Here is a 21808-nt window from a genome sequence, read left to right as displayed (position 1 = left end):
TATTTCACCTCGCGGTCCCACCACTCGGTATGGACACCCCGATCCGGGTGCTTCACGTCGAAGACGACGCGCAGTTCGCCGATCTCGCGGCCACGTATCTCGAACGCATCGACGACCGGTTCTCGGTCGAGACGGCGACCGACGTGACCGAGGGTCTCGAACACCTCGCCGACGGGGAGTTCGACTGCGTCGTCTCGGACTACGATATGCCCGGACAGAACGGCATCGAGTTCCTCGAGAACGTTCGAACCGAGCGACCGAATCTCCCGTTCATCCTCTTTACGGGGAAGGGATCGGAGGCGGTCGCCAGCGAGGCGATCTCGAAGGGCGTCACCGACTACCTCAAGAAGAAGTCCGGCGCCGACCGCTACGAACTGCTCGCCAACCGCATCCGAAACGCCGTCCGGCGGCGCCGCGCCGAGCGCCGGGCCGAACTCTGGACCGACGCGATCGAGGCCGCCAACGAGGGGATCGCGATCGTCGGCCCGGACGGCCGGTACGCCGAGATGAACCGGGCGTACGCCGACCTCTACGGCGTCGAGCCCGCCGAGCTGATCGGCGAGCCGTGGGTGAAGACGGTCCCCGAGGACGAGGTCGAGCGGCTCAGAGAGGACGTCTTTCCCACGCTGGAAGCCGAGAGCTGGTCGAGCGAGTCGGTCGGCAAGCGCGTCGACGACAGCGTCTACCCGAAACTGCTGTCGCTGGCCGACCTCGGCGACGGCGGTCGGGTGTGTGTGATCCGCGACATCTCCGATCAGAAAGAGCGCGAGGCCGAGCTCCGAGCGAAGGCCGCCAAACTCGACGTGCTCTTCGAGCAGTCGCCGGACCTGATCGACATCCACGACGCTGACGGCGAACTGATCGACGCCAACCGCCGGCTGTGCGATGCGCTCGGATACACGGAGTCCGAACTGATCGGAAAGCGCGTCTGGGAGGTCGACGAGGCGATCGACCCCGAGACCGCCCGCGAACTGTGGGCCGAGATGGCGCCCGGCGAGATGCGAACGCTTCGGGGGAGATACCGCCGACGCGACGGATCGACGTTCCCGGTCGAGGTCCACCTCGCGCGAGTCGACCTCGACGGCGACGCGCGGTTTTTCGTCATCGCCCGGGAAGTCGACGCCGAGCAGTGAGGAGCCACGGTCGATAGTCGAGGAGCGCCGACGGGACGGCGCACCGACACCTCGCGACCGCTGGACCGCCCGCCGGTCGCGTTCACGGTGACGCTTAAACGACCGGCGGCCGTAGCCCGAGCCGATGGCCACCATTCGAGCCGGGACAGTGACCGTTTCGGCGAGCGTCGAGATCGCGACGAGACCGCACCGTCCCCCGCGCCAAACCGCCCCGATCGGCAGTGAGCCGGTCTCGACGCTCGCCTTCGACGAACCGGGCCCGACCGACACCGACACCGCGAGACCGACCGGACCGTCCCGGAGCGGGTGATCGAACGATGCCGAGTTGGGACGAGCGGTTCCGGGACGGCGACTACCCCCGAAATCCCGATCCGTCGCCGGTGCTTCGCAGGTACGTCGACTCGTTTCCCGACGGCCGCGCGCTCGACGTGGCGACCGGGACGGGCCGCAACGCGGTGTTTCTCGCCGAGGCGGGCTATCGGGTCGACGGCATCGACAGGTCCCGCGAGGGACTGCAGATTGCCCGTCAGAACGCGATCGACCGCGGCGTCGCCGACCGGACCGAGTGGATTCGAGCCGACGTGCCGACCTACGCGTTTCCGGAGTCGACTTACGACGTCATCGCGATCAGCTTCTATCGTGCGGTCGACCGGTTTCCCGACATCAAGGCCGCGCTCGCCCCGGGCGGCGCGCTGTTCGTCCAGCACCACCTCCGGTCGTCCGAGGACCTCCGGTCGGGACCGAGCGGCGACCGCTACCGGTACGGGGCCAACGAGCTCCTCCGGGACTGTCTCGACCTCACGGTGCTCTACTACGACGAGCGCACCGAAACGCGGGCGGACGGTCGCTCGGGCGCGGTCGTCCGACTCGTCGCGCGCAACTCGACGGGCCAGCGCCAGTCGTACCCGCGAGTCGACCCCTTCGAGTGTGAGACCGGCGACTGACCGCGGGCGGTGTCGCCGGGTCCGACACGGCGGCCAACGTCGAGCGGTGATCGCGGAGTGGGTGCGGGCCTCGACGAGCGTCGGCGTCATCGCTCGTCGTCGACATCGGGCTCGAACGGACTGCGCTCGATGTAGAGCGCCTCGAACAAAAAGAGCGTGAGAAAGATGCCCGCGATTCCGAACAGGATCTCGACGTCGGTCCGATAGAGGTGATAGAGGACGATCGGAATCGCCGCGGTCGTCCCGACGAGACCGAGCGCGGGGAACAGGCGATTCGATCCCGTCTCGTCCGCGAGCCGGAGGTTCACGAAATTGGTCACCGCGTCGGCGAGCAAGAACGCGACCGACCCGAACTCGGTGATCTGCTTGAGCGTCCCGAGCGCGGCGAAGGCGGCGGTCAGCCCGCCCATGAGGACAAGCGAGTAGACGGGGATGCCCTCCCGGTTCCGAAACGAGAAGAGTCGCGGGATCGCACCCTCGGTCGCGATCTCGTGAGCGAGCCGCGAGGCGCCAAAGAGCGTCGCGTTGATCCCCGACGACGTGCTTTTCATCGCGGACAGGATCACGAGCGCGAACCCGGCAGTCCCGAGGAGCGGGATGTTCGAGACGGCCGCCGCGAGCGCGGTCTCCTCGTGTGCGACGAGCTGTTCGGGCCTCAGTTGGAGGGTCGCCATGAACGACACCGCGACGTAGATCGCGATCGCGATCAGGATGGCGAGATACATCCCGATCGGGAGAGTCCGCTCGACGTTCCGGATTTCTTCGTACTCGTAGATCAGCAACTGGAACCCCTCGTAAGAGACGAAGATGATCGCGAATCCGGTGATCGGGCTCAGATACCCCTCGTCGAAGAAGTCGACTGCAGTGGGATCGCCCCGGAAGAAGGCGATTCCGAGCGCGGCGAGCGAGAGCAGGATTACGATCTTGAGGTAGACCGCGACGTCCTCGAACAGGCCGGTTTCGCGGACGCCCGAGAGGTTCAATCCCACGAAGAGGCCGACGATCCCGACCGAAACGACGGGGCGGAGGACTCGCGGTAGTTCGATCCCGACGACGGCCCGCGCGGCGGTGAGGGCGTACGCGCCGAACGCGAATGCGTACATCGCCATGACGCCGACGTAGCCGACGACTAACACCCACCCGGTGTACGCGGCGATCGTCGGGCTGTCGACGACGTGTTCGACGAACGTGAACGCCCCGGCGTGTTCCCCGAAGTGGAAGGTCAGTTTGAGATACGAGTACGCGGTGAGCAACGTGATGATTCCCGCGATCAGATACGAGAGCGCGACGGCGTTGCCGGCCTGTTGCATCGCGACACCGAGGGCGGCGTAGATGCCTCCCGAGACCATCCCGCCGACGCCCATGGCTACGACCTCCGGTAGCCCGAGTTGGCCGTCGCGAGTGCGCTCTACCACCCCTTTGAGAGCGTTCAGATCCATGAGTCGAGTCGGTCGGACGGTCTCCGAAGTCGGTGTTCGATTACTGTTGGCGCTCCGGGCGATTCTTCGAGGGGCGGCTTACCGTTCGGTAACTCGGCGCGCGAGTTGGTCTCTCACTGTACAGCTATCTTCTAAAACGGATAAAATACGCGGGCACAAGTAGGTGGCGCCTCGAATACCCACGGAGCGCCGTGGCTCGCATATTCCCCGATAGGTTTCGTTTCGGCGCGAAAACCCCGCCCGTATCAGTAGTTATTAGCGCAATTTCTTTATTCAGAGCAGGCGCTGAAAATGAGGCGGCTGAATCGGTACGTGAGAATGCGGAGTCAGGAGAAGCTTTCCGACAGACACATGTGAATAGAATTACAAATAACAGTATGGTATCTCAGACTACAGGCCGGCCACTCGATGACACCGGTGAGCCGACCGAAGGGCCCGCTCTCGAAATTGACCCGGAAGGACGGGCTATAGAACTGTTTTCAGAGTCTCCTCATGCACTCGCATCAAGTCCGGGTATGGGAATGTGGTCGACGATACTGCGGTACCCAGAATCAAGCGAGAAAGAGACTCCCGCCATGCTCGTCTGGTTGAGTCCGGAGGCCACGACACTGCCGGCCCACGTACATATGGAGAGCACAGAGGTCTTTCGATCGGTCAAAGGCGAACTGACTGTCGTCGTTGATGACAGCCCTCGACACCTCGCTACCGGTGAAGAACTCACCGTCGAACCGGGAGACCCACACTACTTTCAGAACGATACCGACGATTTTGTCGCATTCGAGGTAGAAGTACCGTGGAAGAAGACGATCGACACCCAATACATGACTGCGGGGCTCGACCACGAGGGATACTTCGGTACTGACGACGGATACGGAGAACCTGATTTCGTCCAAGGGCTGTTGCTGGCCGAGTACGTCAAGGAGGAAACACGGATTACTATCGCGCCGAAGATCGTTCAACAGCTACTCTGGGCTTCTGTCTGTCGAGTCGCGCGATTGACCGGGCGTAGTGCGATGGACGACCGATACTTACGAGACTACTTCTGGGAATCGAATGTCGAGCAGCCGGACATCTAAGAGGCCATCGGGACGCCGGCGTAAGCCGTCTCTCGGTGGCACGGGGCATTCAGTCTTTGAGCTGTACTGACCGGCTGTTTCATCTCTCACACTGAATAAAGAAATCGCGTTTTCAACTACTGGTATTCGAGGGATAGACGAAGGGAGACGACGCGACTCTCGGGGTATCGTCAGTGGTACGGGAGATCCGGAACGTCGTTTCTCTCTCTCTCCGCTTCAGATCCGAGAGGCGGGCCGCGCTACTGCGTCTAAACGAGTAGAGACGACTCGGATTGTGTGCGATTCTCGGATGGCTGTCTTCGATCACACATAGGTGGTGAAATACGCACTGTTAGAAGGTCGAACGGCGGCAGGAAGGAGTGCTCCGTCAGGGATTTGAACCCTGGTCCTTGCCGTGAGAGGGCAAGATGATTGGCCGGACTACACCAACGGAGCGTGCGTCGCCTCTGCACTCAATCGTAGTCGGACGGACCGTTTAACAGTTGCGTTTTCGTGCCGCCGTGTCCCGGTTCCACACGGATCCGGCCCGGCGTGAACAGTTCACGACTGGGAATTCCCGACGGTAACGGTCGGTATACAAACGCACGCGGGCATTACTCAGAAAACAGGCCCGAGGGTCACTCTTCGAGCGGCGAGCCGGCCGCGTCGGGCTCGTGGCCTTCGAGGCTGATGATGTTCTCGCGACCGACCCGGAGCTTGCTGATCTCGCCGTCTTCCTCCATCTCGGAGAGTAGCATGCTCACCTTCGATTTCGACCACCCGGTCTCGTCGACGATGTTGACCTGTTTCATCCGGCCCCCGTTCTCGTCTAACAGCTTCTTGACCCGGGCCTCGTCGGTCAGCAGTTCCTCGTCGCTGACCGACGGGGCGGGCGAGCCCGAGTCGGGATTGGCGGCGGCCGAGCCGGCTGTCCCGCCGGGGTCGTCGCCGCGGTCCGCGAACGAGCCGAAATCGCCCTGTCGCCACGCGAACGCCGCCGCGAGCCCGAGCAGGACGACGACGGCCGCGACGAACAGCGCCAGCGGCGATCCGGTTTCCCCGGGCTGTTGGGCGACGGCGGTGGTCGTCGCGTTCGGGCCGGCCGCGCCGCCAGAGCGGGTCGTCTCGGCGGCCGTCGTAGTCACGGGGACCGGCTCGAATCGAACGCGCGGGCGCTCGTCGTTGAAGTCGCGTCGGCCCTCCCAGGTCACCGATTCGGACTGGGCCAGCGTGCCGTCAGAGACGGTGGCGTTCGGATCGACAGCGGTGAACCGGAGTTCGGGGCCCGCGTGGACGACCAGCGACTGGTTCGGACCCAGATACAGCCCGTCCTGAAACACGTCCCCGATGACCACGTCAGCGCCGTCGGCGACCGCGAAGGAGGTCCAGTGGAACGACATCTGGACGATCCCCCGATTCTCGTTGACGATCCCGCCGACGCGGGCCTCTTTCGAGAAGCGCTCGGCGTCCATCGTCCGGTTCGTCCGGTTCTGGCCGGCGCTCGCGAGGTCCTTGGCCTGCCCTCGGAAGCCGTCGTAGAGTGCGGTCGAGTTGTTGTTGAACTCCTCGGCGAACGCCTCGAACTCGTCTTTTTCGGTCTCGTTGAGCGTCTGCTGGTAGGTGAACGTCCACTTGGCGGTGCCGTTGCCGTACACCGTGATGTGGAACGTGACGTCGTCGAAGTCGTCGCCGACGCCGAGCCGCTGTGGCTCGGCGGTCGGCGAGCTTGCGGACGGCCCGCCCGCGAACGCCGCCGCGGGCACCGCTCCGACGAGTAACACGACTACGAGGCCGACAGCCAGCAGCCGTCTCATGCACGTTATTCCTCCATTGCCCGGTATAAAAGACCTTTTGACGTGGGGCTGTCACCGGACGACGGTGCCATCGGCCACGACGCGTGCTGGCGATTGCCACGCGGTCGCGTCGTCGAGCGGGTCCCCGTCGAGAATCAGGAGGTCCGCCCGGTAGCCTTCGATTACCCGCCCGACCTCGCCGTCGAGACCCAGCAGGTCGGCGGCGTTGACCGTCGCCGCCTCCAGAGCCGCCGCCGGCGAGAGGCCGTGGTCGACCATCAACGCCAACTCCTCCGGGGCGTCGGCGAGGTGGTTGAACGGCGTGCCGGCGTCGGTTCCCATGGCGATCGGGACGCCCGCCTCGATCGCGTGGTCGAACGCCTCGGCCGCTTCTTCGGCCTTCCGAACCGCGAACTCGGGGATCCCGGCTTCGGTCCCGGCGTCGACGATGCCGTGGAGCGCCTTCGCGGTCGGGACCCAGTAGGTGCCCCGATCGGCCATCAGCTCGGCCGCTTCCCGGTCCATGAAGGTGCCGTGTTCGACGCTGGTGATACCCGCCCGGGTCGCGTTCTTGATGCCCGCCGCGCCGTGAGCGTGGGCCGCCGTCGGCACGCGCTTGGCCGCGGCCGTCTCGACGAGCGCCGACAGCTCCTCCTCGGTGAGTTCCGGGGCGCCCGTCAGCGCGCCCTCGGTGAGGACCCCGCCGGTCGCCATCGTCTTCACGACGTCCGCACCCCGCTTGAGTTGCTCGCGAGTCGCCTTCCGTACCTCGGCGACGCCGTCGGCCTCGCGGGCGTGCCAGTGGCCGTGGCCGCCGGTCATCACCACGCTCTGGCCGCAGGCGAGGACCCGGGGCCCGTCGAGCACGCCCGACTCGACGGCGTCGGCGGCGTCGAGCGCGACCGACGCCGCCGCCCCGAGGTCTCGAACCGTCGTCACGCCGCCGTCGAGCGCGCCCTCGAGGTTGTTGGCGGCCCGGTAGGCGAGCGTCGCTTCGGAGGCCCCGCGCGCCGACCCCGGATCCGGCCGGCCGTCGAGGGTGAGGTGGACGTGGGCGTCGACGAGTCCGGGCGCGACGAACTGTCCGGTCGCGTCGATCTCCTCGTCAGCGTCGGGCACGTCCCCGACCGCCGCGATCTCGCCGTCCTCGACGGCGACGTCCGCTTTTCGAGTGCCGTCCGCGTCTACGACTGTCCCGCCTCGGAGTGCCAGCATGTGCGAGTAGTTGTCCCGACACATCCTAAACGTCCGGGTCCCGGAACCCCCGGCGGCCGATCAGGGACGACGAGACAAAGAAAATCGCCACAGAAATCGACTCGGCGCCCGGCGGCGTCGCCCGGACCGACGCCTCAGTCGTCGGCCGGAGCGACGGCGTTCCGCTCGGACCACGAGGCCGACTCGTCGGCGTCGTCGGTGTCGAGTGCCGATCGGACGACGTCGACGAGCGCCCGGCGTTTCACCAGCGCGAACCCGAGGAAGATCGCCCCGAAGCCCGCCGCCGTGGTCCCGTCGATCAGGTCGCCGAGCAACAGCCACCCGAACAGCGTCGCCATCACGGGTTCGAGGTAGCCGACGAGGTTGAGCTGGGTCGGCCCGACCCGGTCGAGCAGCGCGAAGTAGACGAGGAACGCGACCACGCCAGAGAGCAGGGTGAGATAGGTCAGCGACGCGATCGCGGTCGAGGTCCACGCCACCGCGGCGAACGTCTCGCCCCGGAGTCCGCCGACGGCGTACAGCACCCCGGACCCGCTGACCATGCCCCAGCCCTGAAGCGACGACACCGGGAGGTCGGTCCGGAGCGGCCGGAGCAACACGCCCCCGAGCGCGAAGCAGACCACCGAGACGAACACGAGTCCGACGCCGACCGCGCTCGCCGAGGCGGCGTTCGTCGGGTCGAAGTCCGCGACGATCAGCACGCCGACGAGCCCGATCACGAAGCCGACTATCTCGGTCGTCGACAGCCGCCGGCCGAGGACGAGCGACGCGAACACCGCGGTCAGGACCGGCGAGAGGCTGATCACGATCGACGCGATCGCGCCCGAGACGTACAGTTCGCCGATGTAGACGAACGCGTGGTGGCCCGCGATGATGAACGCGCCGACCACGCCGATCGAGAGCCACTCGTCGCGGCCCGCGGGCCGCCACCGATCGGCGGCGAACACCGCGTAGCCGAGGATGATCGCGCCCGCGATCGAGTAGCGAACGCCGGCGAACAACAGCGGCGGGAAGTAGTGGAGTCCGACTTCGATGGCGACGAACGAGCCGCCCCAGAGGGTTGCGACGAGCACGAACAGCACCGGGGTGCGCGAGACAAAACGCCAAATATCGTCCGATAACATGGTTCTGGTAGCACGAAATAGCGCGGTAGAGTTAAACCTTTCTACAAAGACTCTCAAAATACTCGAACTGACCCTAGATATAGAAGTAATATTTGCGCGTTTCTGGCTACTATGCGCGGTCGCGGACACGTCAAAAGACGGAACTGGGGGTCGGTGACGGTCGAACGCCGGTGTTAATTAGGCGGACGACCGAAGTGCCACGAAAATGGACGAGCGCGACGTCACCATTCTGAAGGCCATCGCGGACCTGGGTACCGGGAGCCCCGAACAGCTCAGCGAGGAGACCGACATCCCGGTGTCGACGATCCACTACCGGCTGACCAACCTCCGGGAAGAGGGCGTGATCGAAAACGACCTCTACGACATCGACCTCGAAGCGGCGGGCCTCGGCGTGACCGTGCTCGTGGAGGTGCTGGCGGACTACGAGGGTCCCTACGAGGAGTTCGGCGACCGACTCCTCGAAGTCGAGGGAGTCACGCAGGCGTACTTCACGATGGGCGAGACCGACTTCATCCTCGTCGCGCGACTCCCCGACAGCGACGCCGTCGAGCGACTCATCAGCGAGTTCGAGGCCATCGAGGGCGTCGAGCGGACGAACTCGACGTTCGTCATCTCGTCGCTCCGGGACGACGAGCGCCCGCTCCGGAGTTACAGTTTAGAGAGCCTGATCGAGGAGTTGGCCGACGAGTAGGCGGCGATCAGGGCGCGAGGCGGTTCTTCCGGTTTTTCATGTTCTCCTCGTAGTACTCGAAGGTGAGGGGGCACCACTCGGCCGCGAGATCGAGCATCCGTTCGGTCATCTCTCGAATCTCCCACTGGGCGTCGGCCGCCGCCCGCATGTCGGCGACGTGCATCAGCATCCGAGCGTTCACCGAGAACACCATGTTGACCTCGGTCCCGATCGGGAGGACGAACCGGGCGTCCTCGGGCGGCATCCCCAGATCGAGCAGTTCCTGATAGTCCTCGACCGAGCGCTCGACCGACTCCCGGAAGATCGCCTCGCGTTCCTCGACGGTCTCCTCGTCGACCGAGCCGGTCTTCTGATTCCGGCCGATCCAGTCGGGATCGGTCGCCGACGGGGGCGTGACCACGAGTTCGCCCTCCGCCACGTCCTCGGGGTCGACGTCGTCGAACGAGACGTACCGCATGCTCCGGACGTCGAACGACGCGTGGCGGTGGCGGGTGATCTGGGCCATGCACGACCGGCTGATCCCCTTGACCGCGAAGGTGGCCTGCGCGTGCTCGAACGGGCCGAAGTGGCCCTGCTTGAGCAGGTGGCCGATGAGCGTCTCTTTTTTCGCCTCGATATCGTCGCCCTCGATGGTCGCCATGACCTCTTCGAACGACCGATCGCCGACGAACGCCTCCATGTAGTCGTTTCGCGCCGCGGTACAGATGACCTCCTCCGGGTCCTCGGTCGCTTCGAGCAGGCGGACTTCCATACGTGTGGGGAGTACCGCAGGCCTACATAAACCCACGCGACATCGTCGTCTCGACCGGTAGCGATACGCACAAACCGCGCCCGTCCGTACGGTCGACCATGATAACGAACATCGCACGCGGCGTGCAGGCGTTCACGAGCAACGCGTTTCTCGTCGAGGGCGACCGGACGGTGTTGGTCGATACGGGTGCGAACTTCGACGCCGTCGGAACGCTCGACGAACGCGAGGCCGACCTCGACGCCGTCGTTCTCACCCACACTCACTCGGACCACGTCGGCAACCTCGACTCGGTCAAAGACGCGTTCGGCGTCGAGGCGTGGGGCTTCGACGCCGACCAACCGGGCGTCGACAACGCCATCGGCGACGAGGAGACGGTCCGACTCGGCGACGACGGTTACGTCGCGCTCCACACGCCGGGGCACAAGAACGACCACCTCTGTTTCTACTCGGCCGGGGCGGGCGTGCTGTTCGCGGGCGATCTCGTCTTCCAGAACGGGAGCTTCGGCCGAACCGACCTCGAAGAGGGCGATCGCGGGCGGCTGATCGAGAGCATCGACCGGCTGAGCCAGCGCGTCGACGGCCACCTCGCGGAGATGCACACCGGCCACGGCCCGAGCGTGACGACCGACCCCGCCCGCGACATCGAGATGGCGGGCCAGGCCGCCCGGATGGGGTGAGCGGTCGAGTCCCCAGGAGGGGCCGGCGAGTCGTCGAAAGGTTCACTGTTCGGGCGGCCACCACTCCACCCGTGTCCGAGCGAACGCGACTCACGAGCGTCGAGACGGTCCACGAGGAGGGGTCGTGGCTGTTCACAGCCCGAGACCGGTACGGCGAACCCGAAGAGGTCGTCGTCGTGCCCTGCGAAGACGGCGTCGAGGCGTGGCTCAACCGCTGTACCCACGAGGCCCAGCGGCTCGACCGCGGGACCGGTGCCCCGATGCGCGACGGCCAGATCATCTGCCCGAGACACGGCTCGATGTTCGACGCCTGCTCGGGGTACTGCGACAACGGCGACGCGGCCGACACCACGCTGGTCTCGGTCGAACTCGCGGTCGAGGGCGGCGACGTCTACCTCGCGGACCGCGGCTACGAGTTCGACCACGAAGGGGCCATCGAGGACGGGGCCGGAACCGACGGCGACGACGAGCCGGACTCGACCTCCCACATCGGATTCTAGTCGGTCGCGACCGCCACCAGCTCGTCGTAGGCGGCCTCGTACGCCCGCGCGACCGCTCGGGGGTCCCGGCGGTCGTCGTCGGCGAGCGCCGGAAGGGTCGCGGTCGCCTTCGGGTCGGCGAGGTCGGTCACCTCGCCGGTGTGGACTTCGAGTCGGCCCTCGCGGGGCGTCCCGCCGGCGACCTCGCAGGCCTTCAGGAACCGGTCGCCGTCGTAGGCGGCCATCCGGCCGGGCTCGACGACCGCCACCGCGTCGACCGACAGGTCCCGGATCGGGAGCGCCACGTCGCCGTACGACTCGACGACCGCGCGCTCGGCCGCGCGAACCCGGTCGGCGAACGCCGCCAGCGTCGGAAAGTGGCGCTTCGTCGCGATCTCGTTCAGCTCCGCGACCGTCTCGACTCGGGGCGCGTCGTCGAGCGCGAGCGCCTCGCGGGCGGCCTCGGGCAGGTCGGCCTCGGCGTTGACGACGAACGACTCGCCGACCCGATCCAGCACGAACCGTCGGTCGGCGCCGCCGATCAGTCCGGTCGCCGGCCCCGGCGCCGGCCGCCAGAGCCTGTGAACAGGATTGAGCTCCTCGGGGTCGAAGTCCCCGCGACTCGCCGCCGCGAGCCGCCGGGCGTCCTTCCCGTAGAGTCGGCCCGCCGCGACCGCGCGTCGGTAGTCGTCGTGGTCGAACCAGTAGTCGTTGCCGGCGCGGGGCTTGAACCCCACCCCGTCGAGTCGGTCGACCAGTCCGGTCGTGAACGTGGTCTTGCCGGCGTCGACCCGGTCGGCGCCGGCGACCAACAGCCTCATCGCTCGTCGTCGGTCTTCAGCCCGTAGTAGCCCGGCTCGTCGTCGCGGTCGGGCTCGGCGACGACCAGATCGGCCGCGTTGTCGACGACCCACGGGATGGCCCAGTCGAGCAGGACGCTCTCGGTCTCGGGTTCGAGCTCGGCGTCGGTGTCGAGCTCCTGAAGGAGGCGTGCGATCTCGTAGACGGTGTACATCTGATCGGGCTCCAGCAGTTCGTCGGGCTCGTAGAAGTCGCAGGGATACAGCTCGTCGAACGCGGACTTCGGTCTGGGCATGGCAGGCGATACGGTCGACCGCCGGGTAAATCGTTCGTCTTCTCGGTTCGGTCGGCGCCGAACCTCAATTTTTATCCGTGGTTGTTAACAAACTGCTTCTCACATGCCAACATCTGACGGGGCAAGCCGGTGCGAGGCGAAAACCGCCCTTGTCGAGACGTTCGAGACGTTCGGGGGCGGCGCGCTCCGTGACGTCTGGCTGTTCGATCGGACGGACCACGAGTCGCTGTTCCTCCGCGAGGACGTCTCCGAGAAGCTCGCCGGGTTCGACGTCGAGCGGTACGTGGACAACGAACGCTACGGCTTCGTGACCCGCGACACCTACGGCGACCTCCACTACGCCGACTACGAGTACACCGTCCGGGGGTTCGACGGCTTCGAGCAGTTCCGGACGTTCCTGTCGGTCGACGAGGAGAAGATCGGCGTGTTCGCCAGCTTCGACCGGCGCGACATCGGCTACGACTTCGGCGCGCTGTATCGGGACATCCAGTCGGTGGTCGGCGACTACGCGGTCGAGTCGTTCCTGCCGGGGTAGTCGGCGACCACCGCGACGGTGCGAAGCGGTCGCGGGGGGATTTCAGGACACCTGCGGCTGTCGGGTAGGCGCGAAAGAAATGTGCGGAGTCGACGCTACTCGTGGTTGCCGACGGTGGTCTCGTACTGCTCGGCCACGGCGTCCCAGTCGACGACCTCGAAGAAGTTGCTCACGAAGTCGCCGCGGTCCGGACCGTAGTCGTAGTAGTAGGAGTGTTCCCACACGTCGAGCGCCAGGATCGGGTGCGATCCCCAGAGCGCGCCCTGGTCGTGCTTGTCGACCGCGACGTTACGGAGTTGCTTGGCGACGGGGTCGTAGACGAGGAGCGCCCAGCCGCCCGCGGCGCTCGCTGCGGTCTCGAACTCGCCCTTCCAGCCCTTGTAGGAGCCAAAGTCCTCCTCGATGCGGTCGCGCAGGTCGCCCTCGGGCTCGCCGCCGCCGTTCGGGTCCATGTTCTCCCAGAACAGCGTGTGCAGGTAGTGACCCGATCCGTTGTGGGTCACGTCGCCCAGCGCGCCGGCGGTGCCGTCGAAGTCGCCGCTCTCGCGGTTCTCCGCCAGCGTCTGCTCGGCGCTGTCGAGGCCGTTTACGTACCCCTGATGGTGGGTGTCGTGATGCCAGGTCAGCACCTGCTCGGAGATGTGCGGTTCGAGCGCGTCGTAGTCGTACGGAAGCGGTGGCAGCTCGGGATTGGATTGCTCGGGCATGAATATTACCTCCAACCTATATATGTCACTTCTCGCTCTTAAAGGTTGAGTAGTCGTTTGGTACCACGCCTCTAGGACGCCCCTAATTCTGGATTTGAGCCTCGAACGCGACCGTTTCACCGTCGAGTGGTGAACTCGATTAAAGTAAGAATTCAGATACGTCTGGTCGGCCCCCACAATCGGGGTGACGGCCGAGGCACGACCCGCCGCGGAGTCGCCGTTACTCGGAACCGGTGTGGACCGGGATCGCGTCGGCGTCCCGCGCCTGCTGGTAGCGCCGTTCGACGTCGTCCCAGTCGACGACGTCCCAGAAGTTCTCGACGTAGTCGCCGCGGTTGTTCTCGTACTGGAGGTAGTAGGCGTGCTCCCACACGTCGAGAACGAGCAGGGGCGTCGCGCCCTGCGGGTGCTGGTTCTGGTGGTTCTCCGCGGCCGCGACCATCGGCTTGTCGGCGATGTGGTCGTAGACGAGCATCCCCCAGCCCGACCCCTCGACGTTCTTGGCGGCCGCCGAGAAGTCCCGTTTGAAGCCGTCGTAGCCGCCGAAGTGGTCCTCGAACGCGTCGGCGAGTTCGCCCCCGGGCTCGCCGCCGCCGTCGGGCGACATGTTCTGCCAGAAGACGGTGTGATTGACGTGGCCCGAGAGGTTGAACGCGAGACTGCGCTTGACCGCGCGGGTGTCGCCGAACTCGTCGCGCTCGCGCATCCCGTCGAGCGCCTCGAGCGCGGCGTTCGCCCCGTCGACGTACCCCTGATGGTGCTTGTCGTGGTGCAGTTCCATGATGCGCTCGTCGATGACCGGTTCGAGCGCGTCGTAGTCGTACGGTAGCTCCGGAAGCTCGTAGGTACTCACAGTATCTCCCCCGTCGAGTCGCTCAACGGGGCCGGTGTTAAGCGTTGACCCAGTGGTCGAAACCCCGATATGCGGGTTCTCGGACACTCGTTGGACGCCGGGACCGCCCCGGCGAGCGCGGCCGCGGGCACAAGCGCCTTTGATCGGGGCGCCGTCTATCGGTCCATGTCTCTCGAAGGCACTACCGCGCCCGATTTCACGCTCGAAAGCACGTCCGGCGGCGAGGTCTCGCTCGGCGAGACCCTCGACGACGGCCCGACGGTCGTGCTCGTCAACCGCGGCCACTGGTGTAGCTTCTGTGCCGAACAGCTCGCGACGTTCAGCCGGGTCTACGAGGACCTCCACTTCAACGAGGGCGTCGACGTCCTGCCGGTGGTGACGAGCCCGCGTCCGAAACTGGTCGAGATGCGCGACCGCTTTGGCTACAACTTCCAGTTGCTCGCGGACCCCGACGGGTCGGTCGCCGACCAGTACAGCGGCACCGAACAGACCGACCACGGCCTGACCGCGGTCGCCGGCACGTACGTCGTCGACACCGACGCCACCGTGAGGTACGAACAGATCGCAGACGACCCCGCCGACCGCACGCACGGCAACTGGGTTCGGTACTTCATCCGGGGGGACTTCGAGAACCCGTTCGGCGAGTAGTCGGACGGTGTCGCCGCCGGGCGGTCACGGGTGGTCTTCGATCATGGCCGCGATGTCGAGCGCCTCGTCGAGCAGCGACGGCGGATAGTCGTAGCTCACGGTTTCGGTCCGGCGATCGTATCCGACCAGACCCGCGTCTTCGAGCTTGGGGAGGTGAGTGTGAACGAGTTCGAGCGTGATCTGCTCGACGTCGTCGACAGAGAGTTCGGCCGTCGCAACGTCGCGCTCCCACGCCCCGATCTGGATCGCGAGGTCGTCGACTCTAGCCCGGCCGTGTTCGCGCAGGTAGTAGAGGACGTACCGGCGTCGCGGTTCGGCGAGCGCCCCGAAGACGCGGCTCAGAAGCGACGTCCCGCCGTCGCTGACGGTCGGTTTCTCTTCGTCGGCCCCCGAACCGAACCCATCGTCAGACATGCTCTCGAATAATGAAACGAGTGGGCAGTAAAGTGTGTCGGAGGTTCACACGGCCGACTCTCGCGTCTCAGTCCTCTCCGCGGGCGCGTTCGAACATCTCGATGGCGCGCTCGCGGCGGTCGGCGTGGTCGACGATCGGCGCGGGATACGCCGGCGCGATCCGGTCGCGCTCGGCGTCTGAAAGCTCGTGCCACGAGTGGATCTCGTCGGCGGGCGCGTCCCGGAGCTCGGGGACGTAGCGCTTGATGTACTCGGCGTCGGGGTCGTGGCGCTCGCCCTGCGTCATCGGGTTGAACACCCGGAAGTACGGCTGGGCGTCCGTTCCGGTCGAAGCCGCCCACTGCCAGCCGCCGGTGTCGTTGGCGGTGTCGTGGTCCACCAGCTTCTCGCGGAACCAGTCGTAGCCCGCCCGCCAGTCGATCAGCAAGTCCTTGGTGAGAAACGAGGCGACGACCATCCGCAGGCGGTTGTGCATCCACGCCTCCGCCCGGAGCTGGCGCATCCCGGCGTCGACGATCGGATAGCCAGTCCGGCCGTCCTTCCACGCCTGCAGGGCCTCGGGGTCGTCGCGCCACTCGACGGGGTTGTCGTACCCGCGGTAGTCTTCGGTCACCACGTCGGGCCGGGCCGCGAGGACGTGGGCGTAGAACTCCCGCCACGCGAGTTGGCGCTGGTACTCCTCGACCGCGTCGGCCTCGTCGCCATCGGCGCGCTCGGCGGCGTCGGCGACCGTCGCCCAGACCTCGCGGACGCCGAGCGTGCCGTACTTGAGCTGGACCGAGAGACGGGAGGTCGCGTCGGCCGCGGGGTCGTCGCGGGACTCGTCGTACCGGAAGATCGGGTCCTCGCAAAAGGCCCGGAGCCGCTCGCAGGCCGACTCTGTCCCGGCCGGCGGGATCTCGGCGGCCGGCGCCTCGACGCCGAGATCGTCGAGCGTCGGGATCGGGGAGGCGTCTCCGGGGTCGACGATCCGGCCCGCCGTGGGCGCGTCGATCGGGCGGTCTTTCTCGCGGTCTGCCCACTTCTTCCAGAAGTACGAAAACACCGAGTAGTGCTCGCCCTTGTTGGTTCGGATCGACCCCGGCTCGTGGAGGAGCTCGTCGTGGTATGCGCCCCGCGAGACGCCGGCGTCGTCGAGCGCGAGCCGGACTGCGCTGTCGCGCTCGCGGGCCAGCCCCGAGTAGTCTCGATTCCAGTAGACGGCCTCTGCGTCGCGTTCGCGTGCGATCCGAGGGAGCTCCTCGCGGGGGTCGCCCCGGACCACGAGGAGGTCCCCGCCGAGTCCGCGGTACGCCTCGCGGAGCGATTCGAGCGCGTCGAGCAGGAACGCGACCCGGGGCGGGCCCGCGTGATCGAGGACGCCCGGATCGAGGACGAAGACCGGCAGGACCGCGTCGTCGGCCGCCGCCTCAGCGAGCGCGCGGTTGTCGGCGACGCGGAGGTCCCGACGGTGCCAGTGGACGTTCATGCCCGAAGCGAAGGACCGCCGGATTGTCAAAGGGCCGGTCTCACGCGCCCGAGCGGACCCGCCCGAGCGCGACCGACGCGACGATCCCGACCGCGAACGCCAGCCCGACGTTCGTCGCCGCCCCGAGGATCCCGACGCCGACGGTCAGCCCCGGCGAGTCGGTCCGGAGCCCCGAGCGGCCGAGCTGGGCCGCGACGATGACCAACACTACGCCGAGCGCGGCCAGCGGGAAGGCGGCGACCACCTCGGCCGCGCCAAGCGCCGCGCCGACGTAGAGCGCGCCGAGCACGAGGTTCGCTCCCGCGGTCCGGGCTCCGAACGCGTACTTCCCGGCGACGCCGCCGCTCCCGTGGCACATCGGGAGTCCGCCGAGGGGTACCGCGAGGAGGTTCATCGCGCCCATGCTCGCCGACAGCTCGTCGGGCGAGACGTCGGCGTCGTAGAGGTCCTCGAGGAGGAGCGAGGTCGCGACCGCCGCGTTCCCGACGGTCATCGCCAACTGGGCGCCGGTCGCCGCGAGCGCGTCGGCGGTGGGCGCGAGCGCGATACTCGGACGAACGTCGGGGATCGCGACCGACGGCAGTCCGGTCGCGGCGCCCGCGACTCCGGCGCCGAGCGCGAGAACGACCAGCGCGCTCGCCCGGGGGTAGCCGACCGCCGCGACCGCGAGGCCCGCCGCCGCGGCTCCCAGCGCGACCGTCGGGGCGCCCGCCCCGAGTTCGAGCCCGGTCCGGGCGAGCACGAGCGCGACCGCGACCTGCACGCCCCGGATCACCGCGTCGTCGACCCGCTCGGCGAGCGCGCCCAGCGCGCCAGCGGCCCCGAACGCGAGGAGCACGCCCCCCGAGAGGAGCCCGGCGGTCGCGAGTTCCGGGACGGTCAGCGATCCGGCGATCACCAGCGCCGCCAGCGCCTTCATCGGCTCGACCGACACCGGCGAGCCATACCACAGTCCCCAGACGATCTGGAACGCGCCGAACCACAGCAGGAGCACCGGGAGCCGGAGCTCGGTCAGCGCCGCGACCGCGACCACCACCGGCAGGACGGTCACCGAGTCGCCGACCGCGCCGGTGATCTCGCCGGTCGACAGCGAGAGCCGCCGGGCTCGCGCGGTCGCGACCGAGAAGTCCATACTGTGTCGTTGGGTGTAACTCTAAAAGGTTTACCGGGAAACGGAGAGAGCGCGCATCGACCGAAAGCGTAATGAGTACCGGTTTCGCCTGATCGACGGGGTCGCGAGCACCCGAGGGCAAACCCCGGACGCGATAAACGCCGTTTGTCGGTCGCGGAGTTGACACCGGAACTATGGTGGCGGGGTCCGTGGTGGCTCCTATGACCGACCGAACCGTCCACTTGCCGGTGGCCGCCCAGCCGAACATCTCCGACATCGTCGGCTACGCCCAGCGCGCCGAAGACCTCGGCTACCGACGGGTCTGGCTCCCCGAGACGTGGGGCCGGGACGCCGCGACCGTCCTCTCGGCCATCGCCGAACGCACCGACACCGTCGGCATCGGGCCGTCGATCCTCAACGTCTACTCGCGGTCGCCGGCGCTGGTGGGCCAGACCGCCGCCACGCTCCAGGAGCTCTCGGACGGCCGGCTCCGGCTCGGAATCGGCCCCTCGGGGCCGGCGGTCATCGAGGGCTGGCACGGCGCCGAGTTCGACCGCCCGCTCCGGCGGACCCGCGAGTACCTCGACGTGATCCGGGCGGTGCTGTCGGGCGAGCAGGTCGACTACGACGGCGACGTGTTCACCCTCGGCGGGTTCCGACTCCGGTGTGATCCGCCCGAGACCCCGGTGGCGATCGACGCCGCGGGGATGGGCCCGAAGTCGGTCGAGCTCGCGGGCCGGTTCGCCGACGGCTGGCACGCGCTGATGCTCACCCCCGACGGCCTGCGCGACCGGATCGAAGACCTCCGGCGGGGCGCCGAGCTCGGCGACCGGGATCCCGAAGCGGTGCGGACGACCGTCTCGCTGACCTGCTGTGTCTCGGAAGACGGCGAGCGGGCTCGCCGGCTCGCCCGCCAGCACCTCTCGTTTTACGTCGGCGCGATGGGGACGTTCTACCGGAACGCGCTCGCCCGACAGGGCTACGAGGAGACCGCGAACGAGGTCGCGGCGGCGTGGGGCAACGGCGATCAGGAGGCCGCGCTCGCGGCGATCGACGACGACCTGCTCGAAGACCTCGGCGCGGTCGGGACGCCCGAGGAGGCCCGCGCACAGCTCGAGAAGTTCGAAGCGATCGACGGCGTCGACCGGCTGGCGGTGTCGTTCCCGCGCGGGGCCGAGCCCGAGGAGGTCGAAGCGACCCTCGACGCGCTCGCGCCCGAGGCGTAGCCTACTCGACGTCCCGGTAGTAGACGTTCTCCCGGACCATCACGGCGCCGGCGTCCGCGGCCTGTGCTCTGGCGGCGGGCCGGTCGGGCGTCGGGGTCGTCGCCCGGCGGAGCGTCCGCCACTTCACCGCGCCGAACCCGGCGAGGATGATCCCGAACCCGACGACGGTCGGCGGCGCGAGCGCGCGACCGAGCGCGAGCCACTCGCCGAGGGCGGCGAACATCGGGACCGCGTAGTTGACGAGGCTCGCCTCGTTGGGTCCGAACAGGTCGAGCAGTCGGAAGTACGCGAGAAAGCCCCCGACGCTCGCGACGATCGAGAGGTACGCGAGCGCCGCGAGCGCGGTCGGCGTCGGCGCGACCGCGCGGAACGACTCGCCGGGGAGTCCGACCACGAGCAGGTCGAGAAACGCCGCGCCGATCAGCATCGTCCACGCCTGGGCGGCTATCAGCGAGAGCCCGCTGTCGTACCGGCGGGTGAGTACCGAGCCGAGCGCGAAGCTCGCCGCCGAGAGGACCATCAGCCCCACGCCGAGGGCGGTCTGGCCGCCCGAGGGGTCCGGACGGGCGACGACGACCACGCCGAGGAGTCCGAGCGCCACGCCGACGACCTGCCGGCGGTCCGGGCGCTCGTCGGGCAACAGCGCCAGCGCGAACGCCGGCGTCAGGACGGGCGAGAGGCTCATCACGATCGAGCCGACCCCGCCCGAGACGTACTGTTGGCCCGCGAACAACAGCGCGAAGTGGACGCCGACGACGAGCAGTCCGCCCGTCCCGACCAGTGCCCACTCCTCGCGCGTTCGAGGGCGCCACCGACTCCCGGTGCGGAGCGCGAGCCCGGCGGTCGCCGCGAGCAACACCAGCCCGGCGACGTCGTAGCGGAGCGCGGCGAAGGTGATCGGCGGGATCGACCGGAGGCCGACCTGAATCGCGAGATACGCGGTGCCCCAGACGGCCGCGAGACCGACGAACAGACCGACCGCAGAGTGAGATCGAAGCGTCGTGTTCCACATCGTGTTCAGAGAAACGTTCGTAGTGGCCACGTCGCCTTGAGGCTTGCCGGAACCGCGATACCGCGTCACGGACTGGCGCGGCCGAGATCCGCGCTCGCGGTCGACGGCGGGGAACGCTTTTGTATCGCGACTCCGAGCCTTCGGCCGACGACCCATGAGCAACGCCACCTTCGAACTGTACCGAGACGAGACCGACGAGTGGCGGTGGCGACTCGTCCACGACAACGGGAACATCATCGCCGACTCCGGCGAGGGGTACGCCTCGAAACAGAAGGCCGAACAGGGCCTCCGGAGCGTGAAACAGAACGCCCCGGACGCCGGGGTCGAGACCCTCGAGTAGCGCCCCGTCCTGCCTCGGGCACGCCACTTATCCGCCCGCCGGCCGAACCACCGGAGGTGAACGCGATCCAAGTCACGGAGTTCGGCGATAGCGACGCGCTCGAAGTGATCGACGCCGAGACGCCCGAGCCCGACGCGGGACAGGTCCGGATCGACGTCGAGGCCGCCGGCATCAACTTCGCGGACATCATGCAACGGCGCGGCCACTACAAGGGCGGGCCGACGCCGCCGTTCGTCCCCGGGATGGAGGCCGCCGGCACCGTCGACGCGGTCGGGGAGGGCGCCGACGCCGCCGAGGGCGACCGCGTGGTCGCGATGACCGGCGTCGGCGGGTACGCCGAGTACGCGCTCGCCGACGCCGATTCGCTGTTCGAGGTGCCCGAGTCGATGGAGTTCGAGGCCGCCGCGGGCTTCCCGGTGCAGTTCCTGACGGCCCACGCGGTCCTCCACGAGTGGGGCGGGCTGGAGGCCGGCGAGAACGTGCTCGTCCACGCCGCGGCCGGCGGGGTCGGCACCGCGGCGGTCCAGCTCGCGGCCGCGGCCGACGCGACCGTGTTCGGCACCGCGAGCACCGGCGAGAAGCTCGAACTCGCAGAGGGGCTGGGCTGTGACCACCCGATCAACTACGAGACGACCGACCTCCGCGAGGTCGTGGCCGAGGAGACAGACGGCGCGGGCGTCGACCTCGTCCTCGACGGCGTCGGCGGCGACGCGTTCTCTCGGAGCGTCGACGCGCTCGCGCACTTCGGCCGGATCGTGACGTACGGCGCCGCCAGCGGCGTCCCCGGACAGGTCGACACCACCGACCTCCTGTTCGAGAACAAGTCGGTCCGGGGGTTCCACCTCGGCAACGCGCTCGAACGGACTCCCGAGCGCGTCCTCCAGTCGGTGCCCGAACTCCAGAAACTGCTTGCCGCCGGCGATCTGGAGGTCGTGGTCGGCGACAGCTTCGATCTGACGGACGCCGCGGCCGCCCACGAGGCCATCGAGAGCCGCGAGACCGTCGGGAAGGTCGTGTTGACTCCCTGAGACCGCGGCGGACGAACGATCGCTCGCGCTCGATTCGACCAGCGACCGTCTCACGACTTTTCTCGGCCA

23 protein-coding genes, 1 tRNA gene and 1 pseudogene are annotated in these 21808 nt (G+C 67.7%); 11 read left to right on the top strand and 14 right to left on the bottom strand.

What is annotated here, in order from left to right:
* Positions 1–29 precede the first annotated feature (29 nt).
* Positions 30–1133 (top strand): PAS domain-containing response regulator, encoded by a 1104-nt coding sequence (locus EPL04_RS18040; protein ID WP_134672572.1) that lies wholly within the window; start codon positions 30–32, stop codon positions 1131–1133.
* A gap of 317 nt (positions 1134–1450) precedes the next feature.
* On the top strand, positions 1451–2077 hold the full coding sequence (locus tag EPL04_RS18035; RefSeq protein WP_134672571.1) for a class I SAM-dependent methyltransferase: 627 nt from the start codon (positions 1451–1453) through the stop codon (positions 2075–2077).
* 86 nt (positions 2078–2163) lie between these two features.
* Here the strand turns inward: EPL04_RS18035 and EPL04_RS18030 are convergent, their stop codons facing one another.
* Entirely contained in the window at positions 2164–3516 is a 1353-nt protein-coding gene (locus tag EPL04_RS18030; protein WP_134672570.1) for an APC family permease, read from the bottom strand.
* A 377-nt stretch (positions 3517–3893) separates the two neighbouring features.
* On the opposite strand from EPL04_RS18030, the gene EPL04_RS18025 reads away from it, so the two are divergent.
* Positions 3894–4592: a cupin domain-containing protein gene (locus tag EPL04_RS18025; protein WP_134672569.1), complete on the top strand. Its 699-nt coding sequence runs from the start codon at positions 3894–3896 to the stop codon at positions 4590–4592.
* Between the two features lie 360 nt (positions 4593–4952).
* Here the strand turns inward: EPL04_RS18025 and EPL04_RS18020 are convergent.
* The 4 genes from EPL04_RS18020 to EPL04_RS18005 all read right to left on the bottom strand — a co-directional run bounded on the left by EPL04_RS18020 (position 4953) and on the right by EPL04_RS18005 (position 8703).
* A tRNA-Glu gene (locus EPL04_RS18020) sits at positions 4953–5027 on the bottom strand.
* Positions 5028–5209: 182 nt separating this feature from the next.
* Positions 5210–6385 (bottom strand): helix-turn-helix transcriptional regulator, encoded by a 1176-nt coding sequence (locus EPL04_RS18015; protein ID WP_134672568.1) that lies wholly within the window; start codon positions 6383–6385, stop codon positions 5210–5212.
* 51 nt (positions 6386–6436) lie between these two features.
* Entirely contained in the window at positions 6437–7579 is a 1143-nt protein-coding gene (locus tag EPL04_RS18010; protein ID WP_134672586.1) for a metal-dependent hydrolase family protein, read from the bottom strand.
* A gap of 134 nt (positions 7580–7713) precedes the next feature.
* Positions 7714–8703, bottom strand: a complete 990-nt coding sequence (locus EPL04_RS18005) for a DMT family transporter (RefSeq protein ID WP_134672567.1) — start codon at positions 8701–8703, stop codon at positions 7714–7716.
* Between the two features lie 205 nt (positions 8704–8908).
* Here EPL04_RS18005 and EPL04_RS18000 point away from each other — a divergent pair, with 205 nt between their 5' ends.
* The gene (locus EPL04_RS18000) at positions 8909–9394 is read left to right on the top strand and encodes an Lrp/AsnC family transcriptional regulator (protein ID WP_134672566.1); all 486 of its coding nucleotides are present in this window, start codon (positions 8909–8911) and stop codon (positions 9392–9394) included.
* Positions 9395–9401: 7 nt separating this feature from the next.
* Here EPL04_RS18000 and thyX read toward each other — a convergent pair whose 3' ends face one another.
* The gene (thyX, locus tag EPL04_RS17995; protein WP_134672565.1) at positions 9402–10145 is read right to left on the bottom strand and encodes an FAD-dependent thymidylate synthase; all 744 of its coding nucleotides are present in this window, start codon (positions 10143–10145) and stop codon (positions 9402–9404) included.
* Positions 10146–10243: 98 nt separating this feature from the next.
* Here thyX and EPL04_RS17990 point away from each other — a divergent pair, with 98 nt between their 5' ends.
* Both EPL04_RS17990 and EPL04_RS17985 read left to right on the top strand, forming a co-directional pair.
* Positions 10244–10822 carry an MBL fold metallo-hydrolase gene (locus EPL04_RS17990; protein WP_134672564.1) on the top strand — a complete coding sequence of 193 codons (579 nt, stop codon included), beginning with the start codon at positions 10244–10246 and terminating at the stop codon, positions 10820–10822.
* 71 nt (positions 10823–10893) lie between these two features.
* Positions 10894–11322, top strand: coding sequence for a Rieske (2Fe-2S) protein (locus EPL04_RS17985; protein ID WP_134672563.1), 429 nt, complete (start codon positions 10894–10896; stop codon positions 11320–11322).
* Here the strand turns inward: EPL04_RS17985 and EPL04_RS17980 are convergent.
* Together EPL04_RS17980 and EPL04_RS17975 are read right to left on the bottom strand one after the other, a co-directional pair.
* The gene (locus tag EPL04_RS17980; protein WP_134672562.1) at positions 11319–12122 is read right to left on the bottom strand and encodes an ATPase; all 804 of its coding nucleotides are present in this window, start codon (positions 12120–12122) and stop codon (positions 11319–11321) included. The two genes, EPL04_RS17985 and EPL04_RS17980, sit on opposite strands and share 4 nt — an antisense overlap.
* On the bottom strand, positions 12119–12397 hold the full coding sequence (locus EPL04_RS17975) for a DUF5827 family protein (protein ID WP_134672561.1): 279 nt from the start codon (positions 12395–12397) through the stop codon (positions 12119–12121). The genes EPL04_RS17980 and EPL04_RS17975 overlap by 4 nt, the downstream gene beginning before the upstream one ends.
* A gap of 103 nt (positions 12398–12500) precedes the next feature.
* Between EPL04_RS17975 and EPL04_RS17970 the strand changes: the two genes are divergently transcribed.
* Positions 12501–12932, top strand: a complete 432-nt coding sequence (locus EPL04_RS17970) for a DUF7522 family protein (protein ID WP_134672560.1) — start codon at positions 12501–12503, stop codon at positions 12930–12932.
* 95 nt (positions 12933–13027) lie between these two features.
* On the opposite strand, the gene sod is transcribed toward EPL04_RS17970, so the two are convergent.
* Together sod and EPL04_RS17960 are read right to left on the bottom strand one after the other, a co-directional pair.
* Entirely contained in the window at positions 13028–13639 is a 612-nt protein-coding gene (sod, locus tag EPL04_RS17965; protein ID WP_134672559.1) for a superoxide dismutase, read from the bottom strand.
* 220 nt (positions 13640–13859) lie between these two features.
* Complete coding sequence (locus EPL04_RS17960) at positions 13860–14492, bottom strand: superoxide dismutase (RefSeq protein ID WP_134672558.1); 633 nt, start codon at positions 14490–14492, stop codon at positions 13860–13862.
* 165 nt (positions 14493–14657) lie between these two features.
* On the opposite strand from EPL04_RS17960, the gene EPL04_RS17955 reads away from it, so the two are divergent.
* Positions 14658–15140, top strand: coding sequence for a peroxiredoxin family protein (locus EPL04_RS17955; RefSeq protein WP_134672557.1), 483 nt, complete (start codon positions 14658–14660; stop codon positions 15138–15140).
* A 24-nt stretch (positions 15141–15164) separates the two neighbouring features.
* On the opposite strand, the gene EPL04_RS17950 is transcribed toward EPL04_RS17955, so the two are convergent.
* The 3 genes from EPL04_RS17950 to EPL04_RS17940 all read right to left on the bottom strand — a co-directional run bounded on the left by EPL04_RS17950 (position 15165) and on the right by EPL04_RS17940 (position 18154).
* Positions 15165–15554 carry a DUF7344 domain-containing protein gene (locus EPL04_RS17950; protein WP_209019667.1) on the bottom strand — a complete coding sequence of 130 codons (390 nt, stop codon included), beginning with the start codon at positions 15552–15554 and terminating at the stop codon, positions 15165–15167.
* Between the two features lie 67 nt (positions 15555–15621).
* Positions 15622–17022 (bottom strand): cryptochrome/photolyase family protein, encoded by a 1401-nt coding sequence (locus EPL04_RS17945; RefSeq protein ID WP_134672556.1) that lies wholly within the window; start codon positions 17020–17022, stop codon positions 15622–15624.
* A 40-nt stretch (positions 17023–17062) separates the two neighbouring features.
* Entirely contained in the window at positions 17063–18154 is a 1092-nt protein-coding gene (locus EPL04_RS17940; RefSeq protein WP_134672555.1) for a putative sulfate/molybdate transporter, read from the bottom strand.
* 200 nt (positions 18155–18354) lie between these two features.
* On the opposite strand from EPL04_RS17940, the gene EPL04_RS17935 reads away from it, so the two are divergent.
* Positions 18355–19359, top strand: a complete 1005-nt coding sequence (locus tag EPL04_RS17935; RefSeq protein WP_134672554.1) for a TIGR04024 family LLM class F420-dependent oxidoreductase — start codon at positions 18355–18357, stop codon at positions 19357–19359.
* 1 nt (position 19360) lies between these two features.
* Here EPL04_RS17935 and EPL04_RS17930 read toward each other — a convergent pair whose 3' ends face one another.
* A complete protein-coding gene (locus EPL04_RS17930) occupies positions 19361–20371 on the bottom strand; it encodes a DMT family transporter (protein WP_134672553.1) in 1011 nt (336 codons plus the stop codon).
* Positions 20372–20528: 157 nt separating this feature from the next.
* Here EPL04_RS17930 and EPL04_RS17925 point away from each other — a divergent pair.
* Both EPL04_RS17925 and EPL04_RS17920 read left to right on the top strand, forming a co-directional pair.
* Positions 20529–20711 (top strand): annotated as a pseudogene (locus EPL04_RS17925) (HVO_2922 family protein); the annotation flags it as partial.
* 56 nt (positions 20712–20767) lie between these two features.
* Positions 20768–21739, top strand: a complete 972-nt coding sequence (locus EPL04_RS17920) for a quinone oxidoreductase family protein (RefSeq protein WP_134672551.1) — start codon at positions 20768–20770, stop codon at positions 21737–21739.
* The last annotated feature ends 69 nt before the right edge of the window (positions 21740–21808 follow it).

Origin of the sequence: Halorussus marinus (assembly GCF_004521895.1) — an archaeon.
Classification (GTDB): Archaea; Halobacteriota; Halobacteria; order Halobacteriales; family Haladaptataceae; genus Halorussus; species Halorussus marinus.
This window is presented reverse-complemented; position numbering and strand designations above follow the sequence as displayed.

What these genes read in the sequence shown, in the direction of transcription:
- sod (WP_134672559.1), bottom strand. Translation starts at nt 13,639, where the DNA reads ATGCCCGAGCAATCCAATCCCGAGCTGCCACCGCTTCCGTACGACTAC.
- EPL04_RS17940 (WP_134672555.1), bottom strand. Translation starts at nt 18,154, where the DNA reads ATGGACTTCTCGGTCGCGACCGCGCGAGCCCGGCGGCTCTCGCTGTCG.
- EPL04_RS18040 (WP_134672572.1), top strand. Translation starts at nt 30, where the DNA reads ATGGACACCCCGATCCGGGTGCTTCACGTCGAAGACGACGCGCAGTTC.
- EPL04_RS17955 (WP_134672557.1), top strand. Translation starts at nt 14,658, where the DNA reads ATGTCTCTCGAAGGCACTACCGCGCCCGATTTCACGCTCGAAAGCACG.
- EPL04_RS18000 (WP_134672566.1), top strand. Translation starts at nt 8,909, where the DNA reads ATGGACGAGCGCGACGTCACCATTCTGAAGGCCATCGCGGACCTGGGT.
- EPL04_RS18025 (WP_134672569.1), top strand. Translation starts at nt 3,894, where the DNA reads ATGGTATCTCAGACTACAGGCCGGCCACTCGATGACACCGGTGAGCCG.
- thyX (WP_134672565.1), bottom strand. Translation starts at nt 10,145, where the DNA reads ATGGAAGTCCGCCTGCTCGAAGCGACCGAGGACCCGGAGGAGGTCATC.
- EPL04_RS18010 (WP_134672586.1), bottom strand. Translation starts at nt 7,579, where the DNA reads ATGCTGGCACTCCGAGGCGGGACAGTCGTAGACGCGGACGGCACTCGA.
- EPL04_RS18035 (WP_134672571.1), top strand. Translation starts at nt 1,451, where the DNA reads ATGCCGAGTTGGGACGAGCGGTTCCGGGACGGCGACTACCCCCGAAAT.
- EPL04_RS17950 (WP_209019667.1), bottom strand. Translation starts at nt 15,554, where the DNA reads ATGTCTGACGATGGGTTCGGTTCGGGGGCCGACGAAGAGAAACCGACC.
- EPL04_RS18030 (WP_134672570.1), bottom strand. Translation starts at nt 3,516, where the DNA reads ATGGATCTGAACGCTCTCAAAGGGGTGGTAGAGCGCACTCGCGACGGC.
- EPL04_RS17990 (WP_134672564.1), top strand. Translation starts at nt 10,244, where the DNA reads ATGATAACGAACATCGCACGCGGCGTGCAGGCGTTCACGAGCAACGCG.
- EPL04_RS17935 (WP_134672554.1), top strand. Translation starts at nt 18,355, where the DNA reads ATGACCGACCGAACCGTCCACTTGCCGGTGGCCGCCCAGCCGAACATC.
- EPL04_RS17930 (WP_134672553.1), bottom strand. Translation starts at nt 20,371, where the DNA reads ATGTGGAACACGACGCTTCGATCTCACTCTGCGGTCGGTCTGTTCGTC.
- EPL04_RS17980 (WP_134672562.1), bottom strand. Translation starts at nt 12,122, where the DNA reads ATGAGGCTGTTGGTCGCCGGCGCCGACCGGGTCGACGCCGGCAAGACC.
- EPL04_RS17975 (WP_134672561.1), bottom strand. Translation starts at nt 12,397, where the DNA reads ATGCCCAGACCGAAGTCCGCGTTCGACGAGCTGTATCCCTGCGACTTC.
- EPL04_RS18015 (WP_134672568.1), bottom strand. Translation starts at nt 6,385, where the DNA reads ATGAGACGGCTGCTGGCTGTCGGCCTCGTAGTCGTGTTACTCGTCGGA.
- EPL04_RS17970 (WP_134672560.1), top strand. Translation starts at nt 12,501, where the DNA reads ATGCCAACATCTGACGGGGCAAGCCGGTGCGAGGCGAAAACCGCCCTT.
- EPL04_RS17945 (WP_134672556.1), bottom strand. Translation starts at nt 17,022, where the DNA reads ATGAACGTCCACTGGCACCGTCGGGACCTCCGCGTCGCCGACAACCGC.
- EPL04_RS18005 (WP_134672567.1), bottom strand. Translation starts at nt 8,703, where the DNA reads ATGTTATCGGACGATATTTGGCGTTTTGTCTCGCGCACCCCGGTGCTG.